This window comes from Pseudomonas cichorii (assembly GCF_015471405.1).
Classification (GTDB): domain Bacteria; phylum Pseudomonadota; class Gammaproteobacteria; order Pseudomonadales; family Pseudomonadaceae; genus Aquipseudomonas; species Aquipseudomonas serbiensis.
Map to the genome: position 1 here is coordinate 149,348 of NZ_BLVZ01000001.1, position 17,313 is coordinate 166,660.

The window sequence follows — 17,313 nt, forward strand, 5'->3', positions numbered from 1 at the left end:
GGTAAAGGCGCTTTGCTTGCAGCTCATCTGTGCTTATTGTTCAGCCTCCTGAAGAACCCCACCTGTAATGGTTGATTTATTCATGCAATCGTCTGGCCCCCGTAATTCCCGTCGCTGGTTGATCAGTCTGTTGGTCCTGTTGGTTATCGTCGGTTTGTGCTGGTGGTTCTGGCCTGCGTCCTCTTCACACAAGGGAGCCGAGGCTGGCAAGGCTCCTGCCGCTGGCGGTGCGGCCGGGCCGGGCAGAGGCATGGCGCGTCCGGGGTTCGGCGGTTCGGCGGTAGCGGTTCCGGTGCGGGTCGCTCCGGTAACCCAGGGCGACTTCCCGATCTATTACAAGGCGCTGGGCACGGTCACCGCGACCAACACCATCAATGTGCGCAGCCGGGTGGCTGGTGAGCTGGTCCGGCTTCACTTCCAGGAAGGGCAGATGGTCAAGGCGGGCGATCTGCTGGCCGAAATCGATCCGCGTACCTATCAGGTCGCGTTGCAGCAGGCTGAAGGCACCCTGGCGACCAATCAGGCGCTGCTGAAAAACGCTCAGCTCGATGTGCAACGCTACCGCGGGCTGTTCGCTGAAGACAGTATCGCCAAGCAGACGCTGGACACTGCCGAGTCGCTGGTCAACCAGTATCAGGGGACGATCAAGTCCAATCAGGCCGCAGTGGCAGAGGCCAGGCTCAACCTGGACTTCACCCGTATCAAGGCACCGATTGCCGGTCGTGTCGGCCTCAAGCAACTGGATGTCGGCAACCTTGTCGCCGCCAACGACACCACGGCACTGGTAGTGATTACCCAGATCCAGCCGATCTCGGTCAACTTCACCTTGCCGGAGAAAGAGCTTTCGGCAGTCATCACCCGTTATCGCAGTGGCGACCAGTTGCCCGTGGAAGCCTGGGACAGGGGTGACATCAAGCTACAGGCCACTGGCGTGCTCGCCAGCCTGGACAATCAGATCGATGTCGCCACCGGTACGCTGAAATTCAAGGCACGCTTCGAGAACCGGGACGAAGCGCTGTTTCCCAACCAGTTCGTGAATGTGCGCCTGCGTGCCGACACCCTCAGACAAGCGGTGCTGGTACCCACGGCTGCTGTGCAGTTCGGCACCAACGGTACCTTCGTCTATGCGATGGACGGCGACAAGAAGGTCAAGATCAATCTGCTCAAGACCGGCCCGAGCGATGAGAACTCGACGGTGGTCCTGGAAGGCCTGGCCGCAGGTGCGCGGGTCGTGCTCGAAGGTACTGACCGCCTGCGCGAAGGCGCCGCAGTGGAAGTGGTCAGCGACAGCAAGGACGTGCCGTCCACGCCGGGCCAGCAGTTACAAGGCAAGCCTGACAAGGCCACCGATAAATCGGCCTCGGCCGACAAGGCGGAAAAAACCCAAGCATGAACATGTCGCGCCTGTTCATCCTGCGTCCGGTAGCAACCACCCTGAGCATGCTGGCCATTGTGCTGGCCGGTTTGATTGCCTACACCTTGCTGCCGGTTTCTGCCCTGCCACAAGTGGATTACCCGACCATCCGGGTCATGACGCTATATCCGGGTGCCAGCCCGCAAGTCATGACCAGTGCCGTGACGGCTCCACTGGAGCGACAGTTCGGGCAGATGCCGGGGCTGGACCAGATGGCGTCCACCAGTTCGGGCGGCGCGTCGGTCATCACCTTGCGTTTCAATCTTGAAATCAATATGGACGTGGCCGAGCAGGAAGTGCAGGCGGCCATCAATGCCGCAACCAACCTGTTGCCCAACGACTTGCCCGCGCCACCTGTCTATAACAAGGTCAACCCGGCGGACACCCCGGTCCTGACCCTGGCGATTACCTCTAAAACCATGCTGCTGCCCAAGCTAAACGACTTGGTGGATACGCGCATGGCGCAGAAAATCTCCCAGATCAGCGGCGTCGGCATGGTCAGTATCGCGGGCGGACAGCGTCAGGCGGTGCGGATCAAGGTGAACCCCGATGCCCTGGCCGCCAACGGCCTGAACCTGTCGGATGTACGTACGCTGATCAGTGCCTCCAACGTCAACCAGCCAAAAGGCAACTTCGACGGGCCGACGCGGGTATCGATGCTCGATGCCAACGACCAGCTCAAGTCCCCCGAGGAATACGCCAACCTGATTCTGGCCTACAGCAACGGCGCGCCGTTGCGCCTGAAGGATGTGGCGCAGATCGTCGATGGTGCGGAAAACGAGCGGCTGGCAGCATGGGCCAACCAGAATCAGGCCGTGTTGCTCAATATCCAGCGTCAGCCCGGTGCCAACGTCATCGAGGTGGTGGACCGGATCAAGGCCTTGCTGCCCAGCATCACGGACAACCTGCCGGCCGGGCTGGACGTGATTGTGCTGACTGACCGCACCCAGACCATCCGGGCTTCCGTCACCGACGTTCAGCATGAGCTGCTGATTGCTATCGTTCTGGTGGTGCTGGTGACCTTCCTGTTCCTGCGCCGGGTGAGCGCGACCATCATTCCGTCGATTGCCGTGCCGCTGTCCCTGATAGGGACTTTTGGCGTGATGTATCTGGCCGGTTTTTCCATCAACAACCTGACACTGATGGCCTTGACCATCGCCACCGGCTTTGTGGTGGACGATGCGATCGTGATGCTGGAGAACATTTCCAGGCATATCGAAGAGGGTGAAACGCCCATGCAGGCGGCATTGAAGGGCGCGAAGCAGATCGGCTTCACGCTGATATCGCTGACCCTGTCGCTGATTGCCGTATTGATCCCGCTGCTGTTCATGGCCGATGTGGTCGGGCGTCTGTTCCGGGAGTTCGCCATTACCCTGGCTGTGGCGATCCTGATTTCCCTGGTGGTCTCCCTGACTCTGACCCCGATGATGTGCGCCCGTCTGCTCAAGCGTGAGCCCAGGGAAGAAGAGCAGGGCCGTTTCTATCGTGCCAGCGGCGCCTGGATCGACTGGCTGATCCGCATCTATGCCGACAAGCTGCGCTGGGTGCTCAAGCACCAGCCCCTGACTCTGCTGGTGGCAATCGGCACACTGGGATTGACCGTCGTGCTGTATATGGCGGTCCCCAAGGGCTTCTTTCCGGTGCAGGACACCGGCGTGATCCAGGGGATTTCCGAGGCACCGCAGTCGGTGTCGTTCAAGGCCATGAGTGAGCGTCAGCAGTCTCTGGCAGAGATCATCCTCAAGGACCCGGCGGTTGTCAGCCTGTCTTCCTATATAGGTGTCGATGGCGATAACGCCACGCTCAACAGCGGTCGCCTGCTGATCAATCTCAAGCCCCATGGCGAGCGCGACCTGACCGCCATGCAGGTCATTCAGCGCCTGCAACCTCAACTGGACGGTCTGTCGGGCATTCGCCTGTTCATGCAACCTGTGCAGGACCTGACCATCGAGGACAGGGTCAGCCGGACCCAGTATCAGTTCAGCATGTCGTCACCCGATGCCGAGCTGCTCAGCCTGTGGAGCGGCAAGCTGGTGGATGCGTTGAGCAAACGCCCCGAATTGACCGATGTTGCCAGTGACCTGCAGGACAAGGGCCTGCAGGTCTACCTGATGATCGACCGCGATGCCGCCAGCCGTGTGGGTGTCACCGTGGCCAATATCACCGACGCGCTGTACGACGCCTTTGGTCAGCGACAGATTTCCACCATTTATACCCAGGCCAGCCAGTATCGAGTGGTATTGCAGGCGGCTGCCGGCAGCGAGCTTGGGCCTAAGGCGCTGGAGCAGATCCACGTCAGGACCACCGATGGCGCTCAGGTCAAGCTGTCGAGTCTGGCGAGGGTCGAGCAGCGTCAGGCACAACTGGCGATTGCCCATATGGGGCAGTTCCCGGCGGTCATGATGTCGTTCAACCTCGCGCCGGATGTGGCGCTGGGCGAAGCGGTGAAAGTGATCGAGCAGGTGCAGAAGGACATCGGCATGCCGATTGGCGTGCAGACCCAGTTCCAGGGGGCTGCCGCAGCCTTCCAGGCCTCGCTGTCCAGTACGCTTTTACTGATCCTGGCGGCGGTGGTCACCATGTACATCGTACTGGGCGTGCTCTACGAGAGTTACATCCACCCGATCACCATTCTCTCGACCCTGCCGTCGGCAGCCGTGGGCGCCTTGCTGGCCCTGATGATCAGCGGTAACGATCTGGGGATGATCGCCATCATTGGCATCATCCTGCTGATCGGTATCGTCAAGAAAAACGCCATCATGATGATCGACTTCGCCCTGGATGCCGAACGCAATCGCGGCATCGACCCCGAGACGGCTATCTATGAAGCGGCGCTGCTGCGCTTCCGGCCGATCCTGATGACGACGTTTGCAGCGCTGTTCGGTGCCATACCGCTGATGCTGGCCACCGGTTCCGGCGCAGAGCTTCGTCAGCCGCTGGGGCTGGTGATGGTCGGCGGCCTGTTGCTCAGCCAGATCCTCACGCTGTTCACGACCCCGGTGATTTACCTGTATTTCGACCGGCTGGGTCGTCGCTGGAGCAGCAAGCCTGACGCTATACAGGTTGAAGCATGAATCTCTCCGCACCTTTCATCCGCAGGCCGGTCGCCACCGTCCTGCTGAGCCTGGCAATCATGCTGCTGGGCGCGGTCAGCTTCAGGCTGCTGCCCGTTGCACCTTTGCCGAACATGGATTTCCCGGTGATCGTGGTGTCGGCCAGTCTGCCGGGGGCCAGCCCCGAGATCATGGCCTCCAGTGTCGCAACGCCGCTGGAGCGCTCGCTGGGGACCATCGCCGGCGTCAACACCATGAGCAGCAGCTCAAGCCAGGGTTCGACCCGTGTGATTCTGCAGTTCGATCTGGATCGGGATATCAACGGCGCGGCGCGGGAAGTGCAGGCTGCAATCAACGCCTCGCGCAATCTGTTGCCCAGCGGTATGCGCAGCATGCCGACCTACAAGAAGGTCAACCCTTCCCAGGCACCGATCATGGTGCTGACGTTGACTTCCGATGTGCTGGAAAAGGGGCAGCTTTACGATCTGGCCTCGACCATTCTTTCCCAGAGCCTGTCCCAGGTGACCGGTGTGGGCGAGGTGCAGATTGGAGGCAGTTCGCTGCCGGCCGTGCGCATCGAACTTGAGCCCAACATGCTGGACCAGTACGGCGTGTCGCTGGACGAAGTGCGGACGACCATCACCGGTTCCAACGTGCGCCGCCCCAAGGGTTCGGTGGAGGATGGCCAGCATAACTGGCAGGTCCAGGCCAATGACCAGCTGGAAAAGGCCAAGGATTACGCTCCGCTGATCATCCGCTATCAGGACGGCGCTGCGCTGCGCCTCAAGGATGTGGCCAAGGTCAGCGACGCGGTGGAAAACCGCTATAACAGCGGTTTCTTCAATGACAGGTCAGCGGTGCTGCTGGTCATCAACCGTCAGGCCGGTGCCAACATCATCGAGACGGTGGCGCAGATCAAGGAACAACTGCCCGCCTTGCAGGCCGTCCTGCCTGCCAGCGTGAAACTGAACATTGCCATGGACCGCTCGCCGGTCATCAAGGCCACACTGCACGAAGCCGAGATGACCCTGCTGATCGCCGTGGTTCTGGTGATTCTGGTGGTGTTTCTGTTCCTGGGCAGCCTGCGGGCTTCACTGATCCCGACGCTGGCGGTCCCGGTTTCCCTGGTGGGCACTTTCGCCATCATGTATCTGTGCGGCTTCTCGCTGAACAACCTGTCACTGATGGCTCTGATTCTGGCCACCGGGCTGGTGGTGGATGACGCTATCGTGGTGCTGGAAAACATTTCCCGGCACATCGATGAAGGTGTTGCGCCCATGAAAGCGGCTTTTCTGGGTTCCAAGGAAGTCGGTTTCACGCTGTTATCCATGAACGTTTCGCTGGTGGCCGTGTTCATCTCGATTCTGTTCATGGGCGGTCTGGTGGAAAGCCTGTTCCGGGAGTTTTCCATCACCTTGTCGGTGGCGATCATCGTTTCGCTGCTGGTTTCCCTGACCCTGACCCCGATGCTCTGCGCACGCTGGCTCAAGCCTCAACAGCAGGAGCAGAACGCCTTTCAGCGCTGGAGTCAGCGGGTCAACGAGCGCATGGTGGCTGGCTATGACCGGTCCCTTGGCTGGGTGCTGCGCCACCCGCGCCTGACGCTGCTCAGCCTGCTGATTACCATCGTCGTGAATGTCGCGCTGTATGTGGTGGTGCCCAAGACGTTTCTGCCGCAGCAGGACACCGGGCAGCTGATGGGCTTCATCCGTGGCGATGACGGTCTTTCGTTTACCGTGATGCAACCCAAGATGGAAATCTTCCGCCGTGCCGTGCTGACCGATCCGGCGGTGCAGAGTGTTGCGGGGTTCATCGGCGGCAGTGGCGGGACCAACAACGCTTTCATGATCGTACGCCTGAAGCCGATTTCCGAACGCAAGGTATCCGCGACCCAGGTGGTCGAGCGTTTGCGCAAGACTCTGCCTCATGTGCCGGGCGGGCGATTGTTCCTGGCTCCGGATCAGGACCTGCAACTGGGCGGTGGTCGTGAACAGGCCAGCTCCCAGTATCAGTACATTCTGCAAAGCGGTGACCTGCAAAGCCTGCGCGAGTGGTATCCGAAAGTCGTGGCGGCCCTCAAGGCCCTGCCGGAGCTGACGGCCATCGACGCCCGTGAAGGGCGCGGTGCCCAGCAAGTGACGCTGGTGGTCAATCGGGACGCGGCCAAGCGGCTGGGAATCGACATGAACATGGTTACTGCCGTGCTCAACAACGCCTATAGCCAGCGTCAGGTTTCCACCATCTATGACACCCTGAACCAGTATCAGGTGGTGATGGAGGTCAACCCCCGATACGCCCAGGACCCGGTCACGCTGCAACAGGTACAGGTCATTACCGCAGACGGGCAGCGAGTGCCGTTGTCGAGCATTGCCCATTACGAGCGCAGTCTTGCCAATGACCGGGTGTCCCATGAAGGTCAGTTTGCATCGGAGAGCATTTCCTTCGATCTGGCCGAAGGTGTCAGCCTGGACACAGCGACTGTCGCCATAGAGCGTGCCATTGCCAGGGTAGGCCTGCCTTCCGAAGTCATCTCCAAGATGGCGGGTGCCGCCAGTGCCTTTGCTGCAACCCAGAAAGGGCAGCCATTGATGATTCTCGGGGCGCTGCTGGCGGTTTATCTGGTGCTGGGGATTCTTTACGAAAGCTATATCCATCCGCTGACGATTCTGTCGACCCTGCCATCGGCCGGTGTCGGTGCCTTGCTGAGCATCTACGTGCTGGGCGGCGAATTCAGCCTGATTTCCTTGCTGGGGCTGTTCCTGCTGATTGGTGTCGTGAAGAAAAACGCGATCATGATGATCGACCTGGCCCTGCATCTGGAGCGTGAGTCCGGGATGACGCCACAGGAATCGATCCGCAGTGCCTGCCTGCAACGTCTCAGGCCGATCCTGATGACCACGATGGCTGCCATTCTTGGCGCATTGCCGCTGCTGCTGAGCAATGCCGAAGGTGCGGAAATGCGTCGCCCGCTGGGCCTGACCATTATTGGCGGGCTGCTCTTCAGCCAGGTTCTGACCCTTTACACCACGCCTGTGGTTTACCTCTATCTCGACCGGCTGCGCCACCGTTTCAACGGTTGGCGTGGCGTGCGCACCGATGCTGCTTTGGAAACCCCGCTATGACCGACCATCCGGCAATCAAATCCAACCCGCAATGGCTTGTCCGGCCAGTGGCAATGGGGCTTTGTGTCCTGCTGCTGAGCGCCTGCACCGTAGGGCCTGATTACCACAAGCCGTCAGTGACCACGCCTGTGCAGTTCAAGGCTGCTGAAGGCTGGCGTCAGGCGACACCGAGCGATGCCATGGCGCGCGGCGCATGGTGGGAGGTGTATGGCGACACGGAACTCAATGCGCTGGTGGAACGGCTCAACAGTTCCAACCAGACGGTCGCGCAATATGAAGCCCAGTACCGGCAGGCCAGGGCATTGGTGCGCAGTTCCCGCGGTGCGCTGTTTCCCACACTGGACCTGACCACCAGCAAGACCCGCTCAAGCCAGGGATCTTCCAGCAGCAGTACCTCCAATGCCGACAGCATCAACAATTCCTATAACGCCCAGTTGGGTGTGAGCTGGGAGGCCGATATCTGGGGCAGGCTGCGCCGAGGCCTTGAGGCCGATACCGCCAGCGCCCAGGCCAGTCTTGCTGACCTGGCAGCCATGCAGTTGAGCCTGCAGTCGGAACTGGTGCAGAACTACCTGCAATTGCGGGTGCTGGATGAACAGAAGCGTTTGCTGGAGTCCACGGTTGAGGCTTACCAACGCTCTCTGACCATGACCCGCAATCAGTATCAGGCCGGTATTTCCGGGCGCGAAGCCGTGGCTCAGGCACAGACCCAGCTAAAGACCACCCAGGCCGACCTGATCGATCTGACGTGGCAGCGCGCCCAGTTCGAGAATGCCATCGCGGTCTTGATGGGCATGGCCCCGGCCGAGTTCAATCTGCCAGCGACTATAACTATCCCGGAGTTACCGCAGATTCCGGTGGGCATTCCTTCACAATTGCTGGAGCGTCGTCCCGATATCGCTGCCGCCGAACGCTCGATCATGGCTGCCAACGCCAATATCGGTGTCGCCAAGGCCGCTTACTACCCGGATTTCACCCTGAGCCTGAGTGGCGGCTATAACAGCAATTCGTTCTCCAACTGGATCAGCCTGCCGAACCGTTTCTGGTCGGTCGGGCCGCAAATGGCGCTGACACTGTTCGATGCGGGCAGACGCTCGGCGGAAGTCGATCGCATTGAAGCCGTCTATGACCAGACAGTTGCGCAATACCGGCAGACGGTCCTGAACGGCTTCCAGGAAGTGGAAAACTACATGGTTCAGCTCAAGGTCTACGAGGAGGAAGCGGCGGTTCGGCAGGAAGCGCTGGATGCCGCTCGCGAATCCCTGCGCCTGACCAGCAACCAGTACAAGGCCGGAGTGATCGGCTATCTGGATGTCGTCAATGTACAAACCACAGCACTGAGCAACGAGCGTTCTGTATTGAATGTCCTGCAAAGTCGCCTGATTGCCAGTGTTCAGTTGATTGCAGCACTGGGCGGTGGCTGGGATGGGCAGAGCGGTCTGCAACTCAAGGACTGATCAACCTCTGGAGGAGGGCGGAGAGCATCATTGTGCTGTCCATCTGAAATTAATAATTTATATATGGCCAATAGCCATTTTTTTACGTGTCTGACGGGACATTCTGCCGTTTTTGCGTAAACTCTCCTGCAACTGTTTGGCATGGATGCGTTAACTCGATCCATGTCACAGGAGCGCCCATGTTGACTGGTCATTACACGCCCTCACTGGTCTTCATTTCCATATTCGTGGCGATTCTCGCTTCGTATACCGCGCTCGATCTGGCAGGCCGCATTGCTTCTGCCAAGGGTCGTGGCGTTTACATATGGATGTGTGGCGGTGCCTTTGCCATGGGCATCGGTATCTGCTCCATGCACTTCATCGGGATGCTGGCTTTCAAGCTTCCCATCGAACTCGGGTTCGATATCCCTCTGACCTTGCTGTCACTGCTGATTGCCATGCTGTCTTCAGGCATCGCTTTATGGCTGGTCAATCAGGTGCAATTACCTCTGTCACACCTGGCGCTTGGCGCCTTGTTCATGGGCGGCGGCATCAGCACCATGCATTACACCGGCATGGCAGCGATGCGCATGCAGCCAGGCATCGAGTACGACCCTTTCCTGTTCATCATGTCCCTGCTTATCGCTGTAGGGGCTTCGGCCGTTGCCATCTGGATTGCCTTTCGCTTGCGTCATCAGACCTCCAATGTGTTTCTGGTTCGGGCTGGAGCGGCGGTGGTCATGGGCATCGCCATTGTGGGCATGCACTATACCGGCATGGCGGCAGCCAGTTTTCCCGAAGGCAGTTTCTGCGGCGCGCTGGGTAACGGGTTGAAAAGCGATGGTCTGGACAAGCTGGTACTGGTCACCAGCCTGGCCGTATTGACCATCGTGCTGCTGACCTCGATTCTCGACGCCCGCCTTGAGGCCCGGACGGCTGTTCTGGCCAATTCGCTGCTGGAAGCCAACCGCGAACTCACCCATCAGGCTCTGCATGACAGTCTGACCAGTCTGCCGAACCGTGTATTGCTGGCTGATCGCATCGAGCAAGCAATAAGGAAGGTCAACGATAATGGCGGCTGTTTTGCGCTGATGTTCATGGACCTGGACGGTTTCAAGCCGGTCAACGATGCATTCGGTCACCATATCGGCGATCAGTTGTTGCGTCAGGTTGCGTTGCGCCTGCGGGAAAACCTGCACCGGCATGACACCCTGGCGCGAATCGGTGGCGATGAGTTCGTTCTGTTGATGGAATCCCAGGATATCGATGACGCCCTGGCCGTTGCATCGCGCCAGGTCGGCGTGATTGCCCAGCCGTTCGATATTGCCGAACACACTCTGCAGGTTTCGGTCAGCATCGGCATCTGCATGTACCCGGGCAATGGCGAGACTCAGCATGAGCTGCTGATGAATGCCGATGCAGCGATGTATCACGCAAAGGCTGCGGGAAAGAACTGCTACAGCTTCTTTGAATCCGCGATGAACACCAATGCCCGCAATCAGATGCAGCTCTTGCAAGGGTTGCGGTCAGCCATCAAGAACACCCATTTCTGCCTGTATTACCAGCCCAAGTTCGATGCCGTCAGCGGCTTGCCTGTAGGGGCCGAGGCCTTGCTGCGCTGGAATCACCCGGAGCAGGGGCTGCTTGGGCCGGATACGTTCATTGAACTGGCTGAAAAGACCGGCCTTATTATTCCTATCGGTGAGTGGGTGCTCGATGAAGCCTGCCGTCAGATGAGCGAATGGTATGCCCAGGGTTACACCCACTGGCGTATTGCAGTGAACCTTTCGGCCTTGCAGTTCTGTCATGCCGGGTTGGTCACGACGGTCGCCAATACCTTGTCCAGGCATCGGCTTGAGCCCAATTGCCTGACCCTGGAGATCACCGAAACCACCGCCATGAGCAATGCCGAGGTCACCATGGAGGTATTGCAGAAGCTTTCGGCCATGGGTGTCGATATTTCGATTGACGACTTTGGCACCGGTTACTCCAGCCTGATGTACCTCAAGCACCTGCCTGCCAATGAGATCAAGATCGACCGTGGTTTTGTCCGTGATCTCGACCACGACCGGGACGATGCCGCGATTGTCTCGGCCATTGTTGCCGTGGGCCGTGCCCTGGATTTGCGAATCGTTGCCGAAGGCGTTGAAAACAGTGTTCAGCAAAACTTCCTGACCGATCTGGGCTGCAATGCCTTGCAGGGTTTCCTGCTGGGGCATCCGCTGCCTGCGCAACAATTCATGAGCCATATCCTTTCGGTCGAGGGCCGCACACTCCCGAGGGCAAGTGGGGTGATAGCTGAAATACAGGATGGCGTTCATGCCAAAACGCTGGCAGGATCGATTCTGCATGCGGGCGCTGTGGGTCCGCTAGGCTCTGTATGAGCAACGGATCGCCATAGCGATCCTTGGCCCCTGAAAACATACGAGAGACATTCATGGATAAAGTCCTCCTCATTACCGGCGGCTCCCGCGGGATCGGTGCAGCCACGGCGCTTCTGGCAGCTTCACAAGGTTATCGAATCTGTATCAATTACCTGTCCGACCATGCCTCTGCCGAGAAAATATGCGGCAAGATCAGGGAGTTGGGTGCGCAGGCCATCACGGTACAGGCCGATGTCAGTAACGAGGACGAGATCATTCGCCTCTACGCGCGTATCGATTCGGAGTTGGGACCCATTACCCATCTGGTAAATAACGCCGGAACCATTGCCCATACCTCGCGGCTGGACGACATGTCAGAGTTCCGTATGCTCAAGATCATGATGACCAATGTGGTCGGCCCGATGCTGTGCAGCAAACACGCTTTGCTGCGCATGTCGCCGCGTCATGGCGGCAACGGCGGCAGTATCGTCAATGTGACCTCGGCTGCCGCGCGCCTGGGAGCGCCGGGCGAATATATCGACTATGCGGCTTCCAAGGGAGCACTGGATACCTTCACCACAGGCCTGTCCCTGGAAGTCGCGGGTGAGGGCATTCGGGTCAATGCTGTAAGACCGGGCTTCATCTTCACCGACTTTCATGCCCTGAGCGGCGATCCGTTTCGGGTCAGCAAGCTTGAAGGGAACATCCCCATGTACCGGGGCGGTAAAGCCGAAGAAGTTGCCGAGACCATTGTCTGGCTGCTGTCGGACCATGCTTCATACGTGACCGGCACCTTCATCGATGTTGCTGGTGGTCGCTGATGCTCGATTGTCCAGCAACGAACGAATGATCCGTCCCAGGGTTTCCATGGCCTTCTCGGAGGTTGTGGTCCAGGGGCTGCCGTAGTTCAGGCGAATGCAGTTACCAAAGCGTCGGGTCGGCGAAAAGATCGGCCCCGGCGCAATACTGATCCCCTGAGCGAGCGCCACCTGGAAGACTTTCAGAGAGTCGAGCTGTTCTGGCAGTTCCACCCACAAAAAGTAACCGCCTACCGGCTGGCTGACTCTGGTCTGCGCCGGGAAGTGTCGACCGATGGCACTCAGCATGGCCCGCTGCTGATCTTCCAGTGCGTAGCGCAGCTTGCGCAGGTGTCGGTCATAACCGCCGTGCTGCAGATAGTCAGCAATGGCGGCTTGAGCAGGCATCGAGGCGCAAAGAGAGGTCATCAGTTTCAAGCGTTCGATCTTCTGCGCATAACGTCCTGCCGCAACCCAGCCGATCCGATAACCCGGCGCAAGGCTTTTGGAAAACGAGCCGCAGTGCATGACCAGCCCCTCGGTATCAAAGGCCTTGGCCGGTTTCGGGGCCTGAGGGCCGTAGTACAGCTCGGCATATACATCATCCTCGATCAATGGCACCTGATGCTCGCGCAGCAGTTCCACCAGTTCACGTTTGCGCGCCTCCGGGACCTGCGCACCGGTCGGGTTCTGGAAAGTGGTCATGCACCAGCAGGCCTTGATTGGATGTCGCTCCAAAGCCTGCTTCAATACGCCCAGGTCGATACCGTCACGCGGGTGAGTCGGGATCTCCACGGCCTTGAGTTTCAGACGCTCCAGCACTTGAAGGCAGGCGTAAAAGGCGGGGGCTTCGATGGCCACAAGATCGCCAGGCTCGGTGACGGCCTGTAGACACAGGTTCAGAGCTTCCAGCGCGCCATTGGTAATCAGCAGCTCCTCCATGGGTAACACCAGGCCATTGACCATGTAGCGCAAGGCGATCTGACGACGCAGTTGCGGATTGCCCGGCGACATATCGGTGACCACCATGCGCGGGTCCATCTCGCGAGAGGCACTGGCCAGAGAGCGGGAAAGACGCGGCAACGGGAACAATACCGGGCTGGGAAAGGCCGAGCCAAAGGGCACCGTATTGGGGTCCTTGATCGAATCCAGCACTGAAAACACCAGCTCACTGACATCCACTTCAGTGGATTCATAGACCTGAGTGCTGGCCTGCGGCTCGCTGAACGGTCTGGGTGGCTTGTCGACAATGCCGTTTACGAAATACCCGGAACGCGCACGCGCCCGAATCAGCCCGCGACGCTCCAGCAGGTAATACGCCTGGAACACGGTCGAAGGGCTGATACCGTGGGTCTGGCTCGCATAACGAACCGAAGGCACCCGCTGGTCCGGTCCCAGCACGCCACTGCGAATCAACTCGGCTACATCGTCGGCATACTTCTCGTAACGCTTCATGGCATCACCGCTAATGAGGTAGCCGGACTATAAAGGCGAGACTGTTTTCAGAACAGATGCAGGTTCATGCTGAAAAAGCAGATCAGATAAAGCCGGTAGGAGAGAATGCATTCGCGAAGAGTCAGTACGCCCGACAGAGTAATGTCGTTTGAAATACCCTCTCGCGAATGAATTCGCTCCTACTCTCTAACCGTGTGATGCCGCTTGTCCTGCGCACCTTGCACTGTCAGCGCATCGGCATCCGCCTCGGTTATCGGTACGTGCTGTCCATCTATCAGCGCCTCGGACATATGGGTCGCATCGTTGGTCGTGATGATCACATCAGCCACGAGGCTGCGCAAAATCGTATCGTGAAAGGTCACGGAGCAGGATTGGTGAGCGCTATCGAATTCCAGTGTCATGGCACAACTCCTTGAGGTGTGCGTCAAAACTCTCAAACATTTCTGCCCGGCACATTGACTCGGGTCAGGGTTCGACGAAGGAGAAATGCGAGCCGGCCGCAACCGCTCACATCCTCCCGATTCCGGTCACTGCGACAAGTCATCCATCAGAATGGCCGGCGGCTCCTGGGTCGGAGGGTCGCCTGCAGGCGGCTGGATCACCGGCGGCAGGGTCGGTGGCGGCTCTTCGGCTGGCGGCGGCACGGGCAGGGTGGGTTTATCGATATTCGGGTCCGGCGTTTCGGCCGGGATTGGAATGTTCATTGAGCTTCACCTCGATACCAGATAAGTGGTGTTCGTGATGTTTGACCGCCGAGCGCGTTCTGGAATTCAGACGATTTTGTTTTGCCAGGATAACAATGTGGAATGAATAGTCAGCTCATCTATTACAGGTTCTGAAGCTTCATGAGCTTCTTTCAGTTCTTTCAATACACTCCATAGTGGCTCTGATGTTTTTTCTTTTTCAACGCTCGGGTTTATGTTTTCAAAAAATAAAAGTTCGTAATTAAATATCTTGAGCTGCATGGTTGGCCTTTTTATAGATTTATAGAGGGTGTAAACCCGGTGCAAAGAATTTTTATGAGTTGTAGTTGCCTGTAGAGCCTTGCAGGGTAGGGTGTTCGTGCGTGGGATTGTGCTGAGGGATCTGTTTTTATTTGTTTAATATGTTCGAGTCAATATGGTTTGCATATGCCAGGTTTGATTGATTTTTCTGTTGTGGAAGCGTCTTACGTTTCTTTAAGAAACTTCGGTGTTTTTGCTGATGGTTACTTAAGGTCTTTGATTGTTGTAAGAGTTTTCCGTAGGTGTTATCGACAGGCTTATGCTCACCATCGAAAATATCTGATTTGAGAAAGTACTCACATTTTTCGGCTAATAGTTTTCCAGTGGTTCAACTCTGGGATCTTTATATGCTCCCCTAAAAAAGCCGACGAACGGTCGTCCGGGTTTTGGTTCGCATGCCCATTCAGGCATTTCCTGCTGTTGCATGGCTCAGCCCTGAGCGAACAGATTCGTCTACGCTGAGGCTCGTTCTCAAACTTTTTGAACTTTGCCTGTACAGGCGGCATCGGAAAAACATGTGACAGATATTCAGGCGAATCAGGATTGTCTTTGTCTGTCCGCACCGCATCGATACAAAACCTTTTTCTGCATGGATCTGCACAGGAGCGTCCCAGGGGCGTGAGGAGTGATGCTCGATGAATGTGACTGCTGATCAGCCATACGGCCCGGATTCTCTGGCCTCTGATGTTCCACACCCAACCCGTCCACTGTCCCTGACCCAAGCCCTGCAATTACCGCGCATCGTGATCGAAGACACCATGCCGGTGATCGATGGCGGGTTGTTTGCTGCCAAGGGCATCGTCGGGCAGAAGGTCACGGTGACCAGCAAGGTGTTTGCCGATGGGCATGACAAGCTGGCAGTGCGGGTCTGTTGGCGGGTGGACGGTGACGGGGAGTGGCAGGACGCTTTGCTGCACGACCTTGGAAATGACAGCTGGATCGGCGAATTCACGCCGACGTCCGTTGACCGTTACGTATTTCGCCTGGAGGCCTGGATCGATCAGTACGCCAGTTATCGTTACGAACTGGAGAAAAAGTACGGTGCCGGTGTGCCCATCGAGCTGGAGCTGGAAGAAGGGCGTATTCATCTCGTTCATGCGGCCGAGCGAAGCCAGGGCGCGTTGCGTCAGCAGATCGAAAGTGTTCTGGAGCGCTTGGGGCAACTGGATTCCGAAGGCCGGGTTGCCTTGCTCTTGCACAGTGAAACTGCGGCCTTGATGGTCCAGGCGGACAATCGGACGTTTCTGAGTCGCAGTATCGAGTTCCCGCTGGATGTGGAGCGTCAGTTGGCGCAGTTCGCCAGTTGGTATGAATTGTTTCCCCGCTCTATTACCGATGATCCGGCGCGGCATGGCACCTTCAATGATGTGCACTCACGCCTGCCGATGATTCGGGACATGGGCTTTGACGTGCTGTATTTCCCGCCTATCCACCCCATTGGTCGCGCCCATCGCAAAGGCCCGAACAATTCGCTGACCGCAGGCCCGGACGATCCGGGTAGCCCTTACGCCATCGGCAGTGAAGACGGTGGTCATGAGGCTATTCATCCGCAACTGGGCACCCGCGAGGATTTTCGCAATCTGGTTGCAGCGGCTGCGGAGCACGGCCTGGAGATCGCTCTGGATTTCGCCATTCAGTGCTCTCAGGATCACCCTTGGCTCAAGCAGCATCCGGGCTGGTTTTCCTGGCGGCCGGACGGGACCATCCGCTATGCAGAGAACCCGCCGAAGAAATATCAGGACATCGTCAACGTCGACTTCTATGCGGCCGATGCGATTCCCGGCCTGTGGCTGGAGTTGCGGGATATCGTGCTGGGGTGGGTCGAGGAGGGTGTCAAGATCTTCCGGGTCGATAACCCGCACACCAAGCCGCTGCCGTTCTGGCAGTGGATGATCGGTGACATTCGCAGCCAGCACCCTGATGTGATGTTTCTGGCTGAAGCCTTTACCAAACCCGCGATGATGGCGCGTCTGGGCAAGGTCGGCTATTCACAGAGCTATACCTATTTCACCTGGCGCAACACCAAGGCCGAGTTGTCCGAGTACCTGACCCAGCTCAACCAGCCACCGTTGCGCAATTGCTACCGTCCCAATTTCTTTGTCAATACGCCGGATATCAACCCGCATTTCCTGCATGAGTCGGGGCGCGCGGGCTTTCTGATCCGGGCCGCGCTGGCGACTATGGGGTCGGGCCTGTGGGGCATGTATTCGGGGTTTGAGCTGTGCGAGTCGGCACCGATCCCCGGCAAGGAGGAGTATCTGGATTCCGAGAAGTATGAGATCCGGGTCAGGGACTTCACGGCACCGGGCAATATCATTGCCGAGATCGCCCAGCTCAACCGTATTCGCAGGCAGAACCCTGCATTGCATAGTCATCTGGGTTTGAAGCTGTATGCGGCCTGGAACGACAACATTCTGTATTTCGGCAAGCGCTCGGACGATGGCAGTAACTTCATTCTGGTGGCTGTCAGCCTGGATCCGTTCAATGCCCAGGAAGCGCACTTCGAGTTGCCGCTGTGGGACATGGGCCTGCCCGACGATGCTGCAACTTCGGGCGAGGACCTGATGACCGGGCATCGATGGACCTGGTACGGCAAGATTCAGTGGATGCGGATCGACCCTTCGTATCAGCCATTTGGTATCTGGCGTATCCAGGCCGCGAATTGAAGA

Annotated in this window: 10 protein-coding genes and 1 pseudogene; 7 read left to right on the forward strand and 4 right to left on the reverse strand. The window is 58.3% G+C overall.

The features are described from left to right. The first annotated feature begins 67 nt into the window (after window positions 1-67). The 6 genes and pseudogenes from JL015_RS00620 (at window position 68) to JL015_RS00645 (ending at window position 12,209) form a co-directional block, all read left to right on the forward strand. The gene (locus tag JL015_RS00620) at window positions 68-1,393 is read left to right on the forward strand and encodes an MdtA/MuxA family multidrug efflux RND transporter periplasmic adaptor subunit (protein ID WP_201016991.1); all 1,326 of its coding nucleotides are present in this window, start codon (window positions 68-70) and stop codon (window positions 1,391-1,393) included. Continuing rightward, window positions 1,390-4,488 carry an MdtB/MuxB family multidrug efflux RND transporter permease subunit gene (locus tag JL015_RS00625; protein WP_201016992.1) on the forward strand — a complete coding sequence of 1,033 codons (3,099 nt, stop codon included), beginning with the start codon at window positions 1,390-1,392 and terminating at the stop codon, window positions 4,486-4,488. Before JL015_RS00620 ends, JL015_RS00625 begins: the two co-directional genes overlap by 4 nt. Continuing rightward, complete coding sequence (locus JL015_RS00630) at window positions 4,485-7,589, forward strand: efflux RND transporter permease subunit (protein ID WP_201016993.1); 3,105 nt, start codon at window positions 4,485-4,487, stop codon at window positions 7,587-7,589. Before JL015_RS00625 ends, JL015_RS00630 begins: the two co-directional genes overlap by 4 nt. After that, window positions 7,586-9,046: an efflux transporter outer membrane subunit gene (locus JL015_RS00635; RefSeq protein ID WP_201016994.1), complete on the forward strand. Its 1,461-nt coding sequence runs from the start codon at window positions 7,586-7,588 to the stop codon at window positions 9,044-9,046. Before JL015_RS00630 ends, JL015_RS00635 begins: the two co-directional genes overlap by 4 nt. Before the next feature lie 179 nt (window positions 9,047-9,225). Further along, a pseudogene (locus JL015_RS00640) lies at window positions 9,226-11,313 on the forward strand (putative bifunctional diguanylate cyclase/phosphodiesterase); the annotation flags it as partial. Window positions 11,314-11,462: 149 nt separating this feature from the next. Then, window positions 11,463-12,209 carry an SDR family oxidoreductase gene (locus JL015_RS00645; RefSeq protein ID WP_201000456.1) on the forward strand — a complete coding sequence of 249 codons (747 nt, stop codon included), beginning with the start codon at window positions 11,463-11,465 and terminating at the stop codon, window positions 12,207-12,209. Here the strand turns inward: JL015_RS00645 and mapR are convergent. The 4 genes from mapR to JL015_RS00665 form a co-directional block, all read right to left on the reverse strand. Next, window positions 12,165-13,640, reverse strand: coding sequence for a GntR family transcriptional regulator MpaR (gene mapR, locus JL015_RS00650; protein WP_201016996.1), 1,476 nt, complete (start codon window positions 13,638-13,640; stop codon window positions 12,165-12,167). The two genes, JL015_RS00645 and mapR, sit on opposite strands and share 45 nt — an antisense overlap. A 179-nt stretch (window positions 13,641-13,819) precedes the next feature. Continuing rightward, complete coding sequence (locus tag JL015_RS00655; protein WP_201016997.1) at window positions 13,820-14,041, reverse strand: DUF3203 family protein; 222 nt, start codon at window positions 14,039-14,041, stop codon at window positions 13,820-13,822. A 126-nt stretch (window positions 14,042-14,167) separates the two neighbouring features. Beyond that, on the reverse strand, window positions 14,168-14,344 hold the full coding sequence (locus JL015_RS00660) for a hypothetical protein (RefSeq protein WP_201000459.1): 177 nt from the start codon (window positions 14,342-14,344) through the stop codon (window positions 14,168-14,170). Window positions 14,345-14,410: 66 nt separating this feature from the next. After that, the gene (locus JL015_RS00665; protein ID WP_201016998.1) at window positions 14,411-14,605 is read right to left on the reverse strand and encodes a hypothetical protein; all 195 of its coding nucleotides are present in this window, start codon (window positions 14,603-14,605) and stop codon (window positions 14,411-14,413) included. Window positions 14,606-15,279: 674 nt separating this feature from the next. Between JL015_RS00665 and JL015_RS00670 the strand changes: the two genes are divergently transcribed. Continuing rightward, window positions 15,280-17,310, forward strand: coding sequence for an alpha-1,4-glucan--maltose-1-phosphate maltosyltransferase (locus JL015_RS00670; RefSeq protein ID WP_201016999.1), 2,031 nt, complete (start codon window positions 15,280-15,282; stop codon window positions 17,308-17,310). The last annotated feature ends 3 nt before the right edge of the window (window positions 17,311-17,313 follow it).

What these genes read in the sequence shown, in the direction of transcription:
- JL015_RS00660 (WP_201000459.1), bottom strand. Translation starts at nt 14,344, where the DNA reads ATGAACATTCCAATCCCGGCCGAAACGCCGGACCCGAATATCGATAAA.
- JL015_RS00645 (WP_201000456.1), top strand. Translation starts at nt 11,463, where the DNA reads ATGGATAAAGTCCTCCTCATTACCGGCGGCTCCCGCGGGATCGGTGCA.
- JL015_RS00620 (WP_201016991.1), top strand. Translation starts at nt 68, where the DNA reads ATGGTTGATTTATTCATGCAATCGTCTGGCCCCCGTAATTCCCGTCGC.
- JL015_RS00630 (WP_201016993.1), top strand. Translation starts at nt 4,485, where the DNA reads ATGAATCTCTCCGCACCTTTCATCCGCAGGCCGGTCGCCACCGTCCTG.
- JL015_RS00670 (WP_201016999.1), top strand. Translation starts at nt 15,280, where the DNA reads ATGAATGTGACTGCTGATCAGCCATACGGCCCGGATTCTCTGGCCTCT.
- JL015_RS00655 (WP_201016997.1), bottom strand. Translation starts at nt 14,041, where the DNA reads ATGACACTGGAATTCGATAGCGCTCACCAATCCTGCTCCGTGACCTTT.
- JL015_RS00635 (WP_201016994.1), top strand. Translation starts at nt 7,586, where the DNA reads ATGACCGACCATCCGGCAATCAAATCCAACCCGCAATGGCTTGTCCGG.
- JL015_RS00665 (WP_201016998.1), bottom strand. Translation starts at nt 14,605, where the DNA reads ATGCAGCTCAAGATATTTAATTACGAACTTTTATTTTTTGAAAACATA.
- mapR (WP_201016996.1), bottom strand. Translation starts at nt 13,640, where the DNA reads ATGAAGCGTTACGAGAAGTATGCCGACGATGTAGCCGAGTTGATTCGC.
- JL015_RS00625 (WP_201016992.1), top strand. Translation starts at nt 1,390, where the DNA reads ATGAACATGTCGCGCCTGTTCATCCTGCGTCCGGTAGCAACCACCCTG.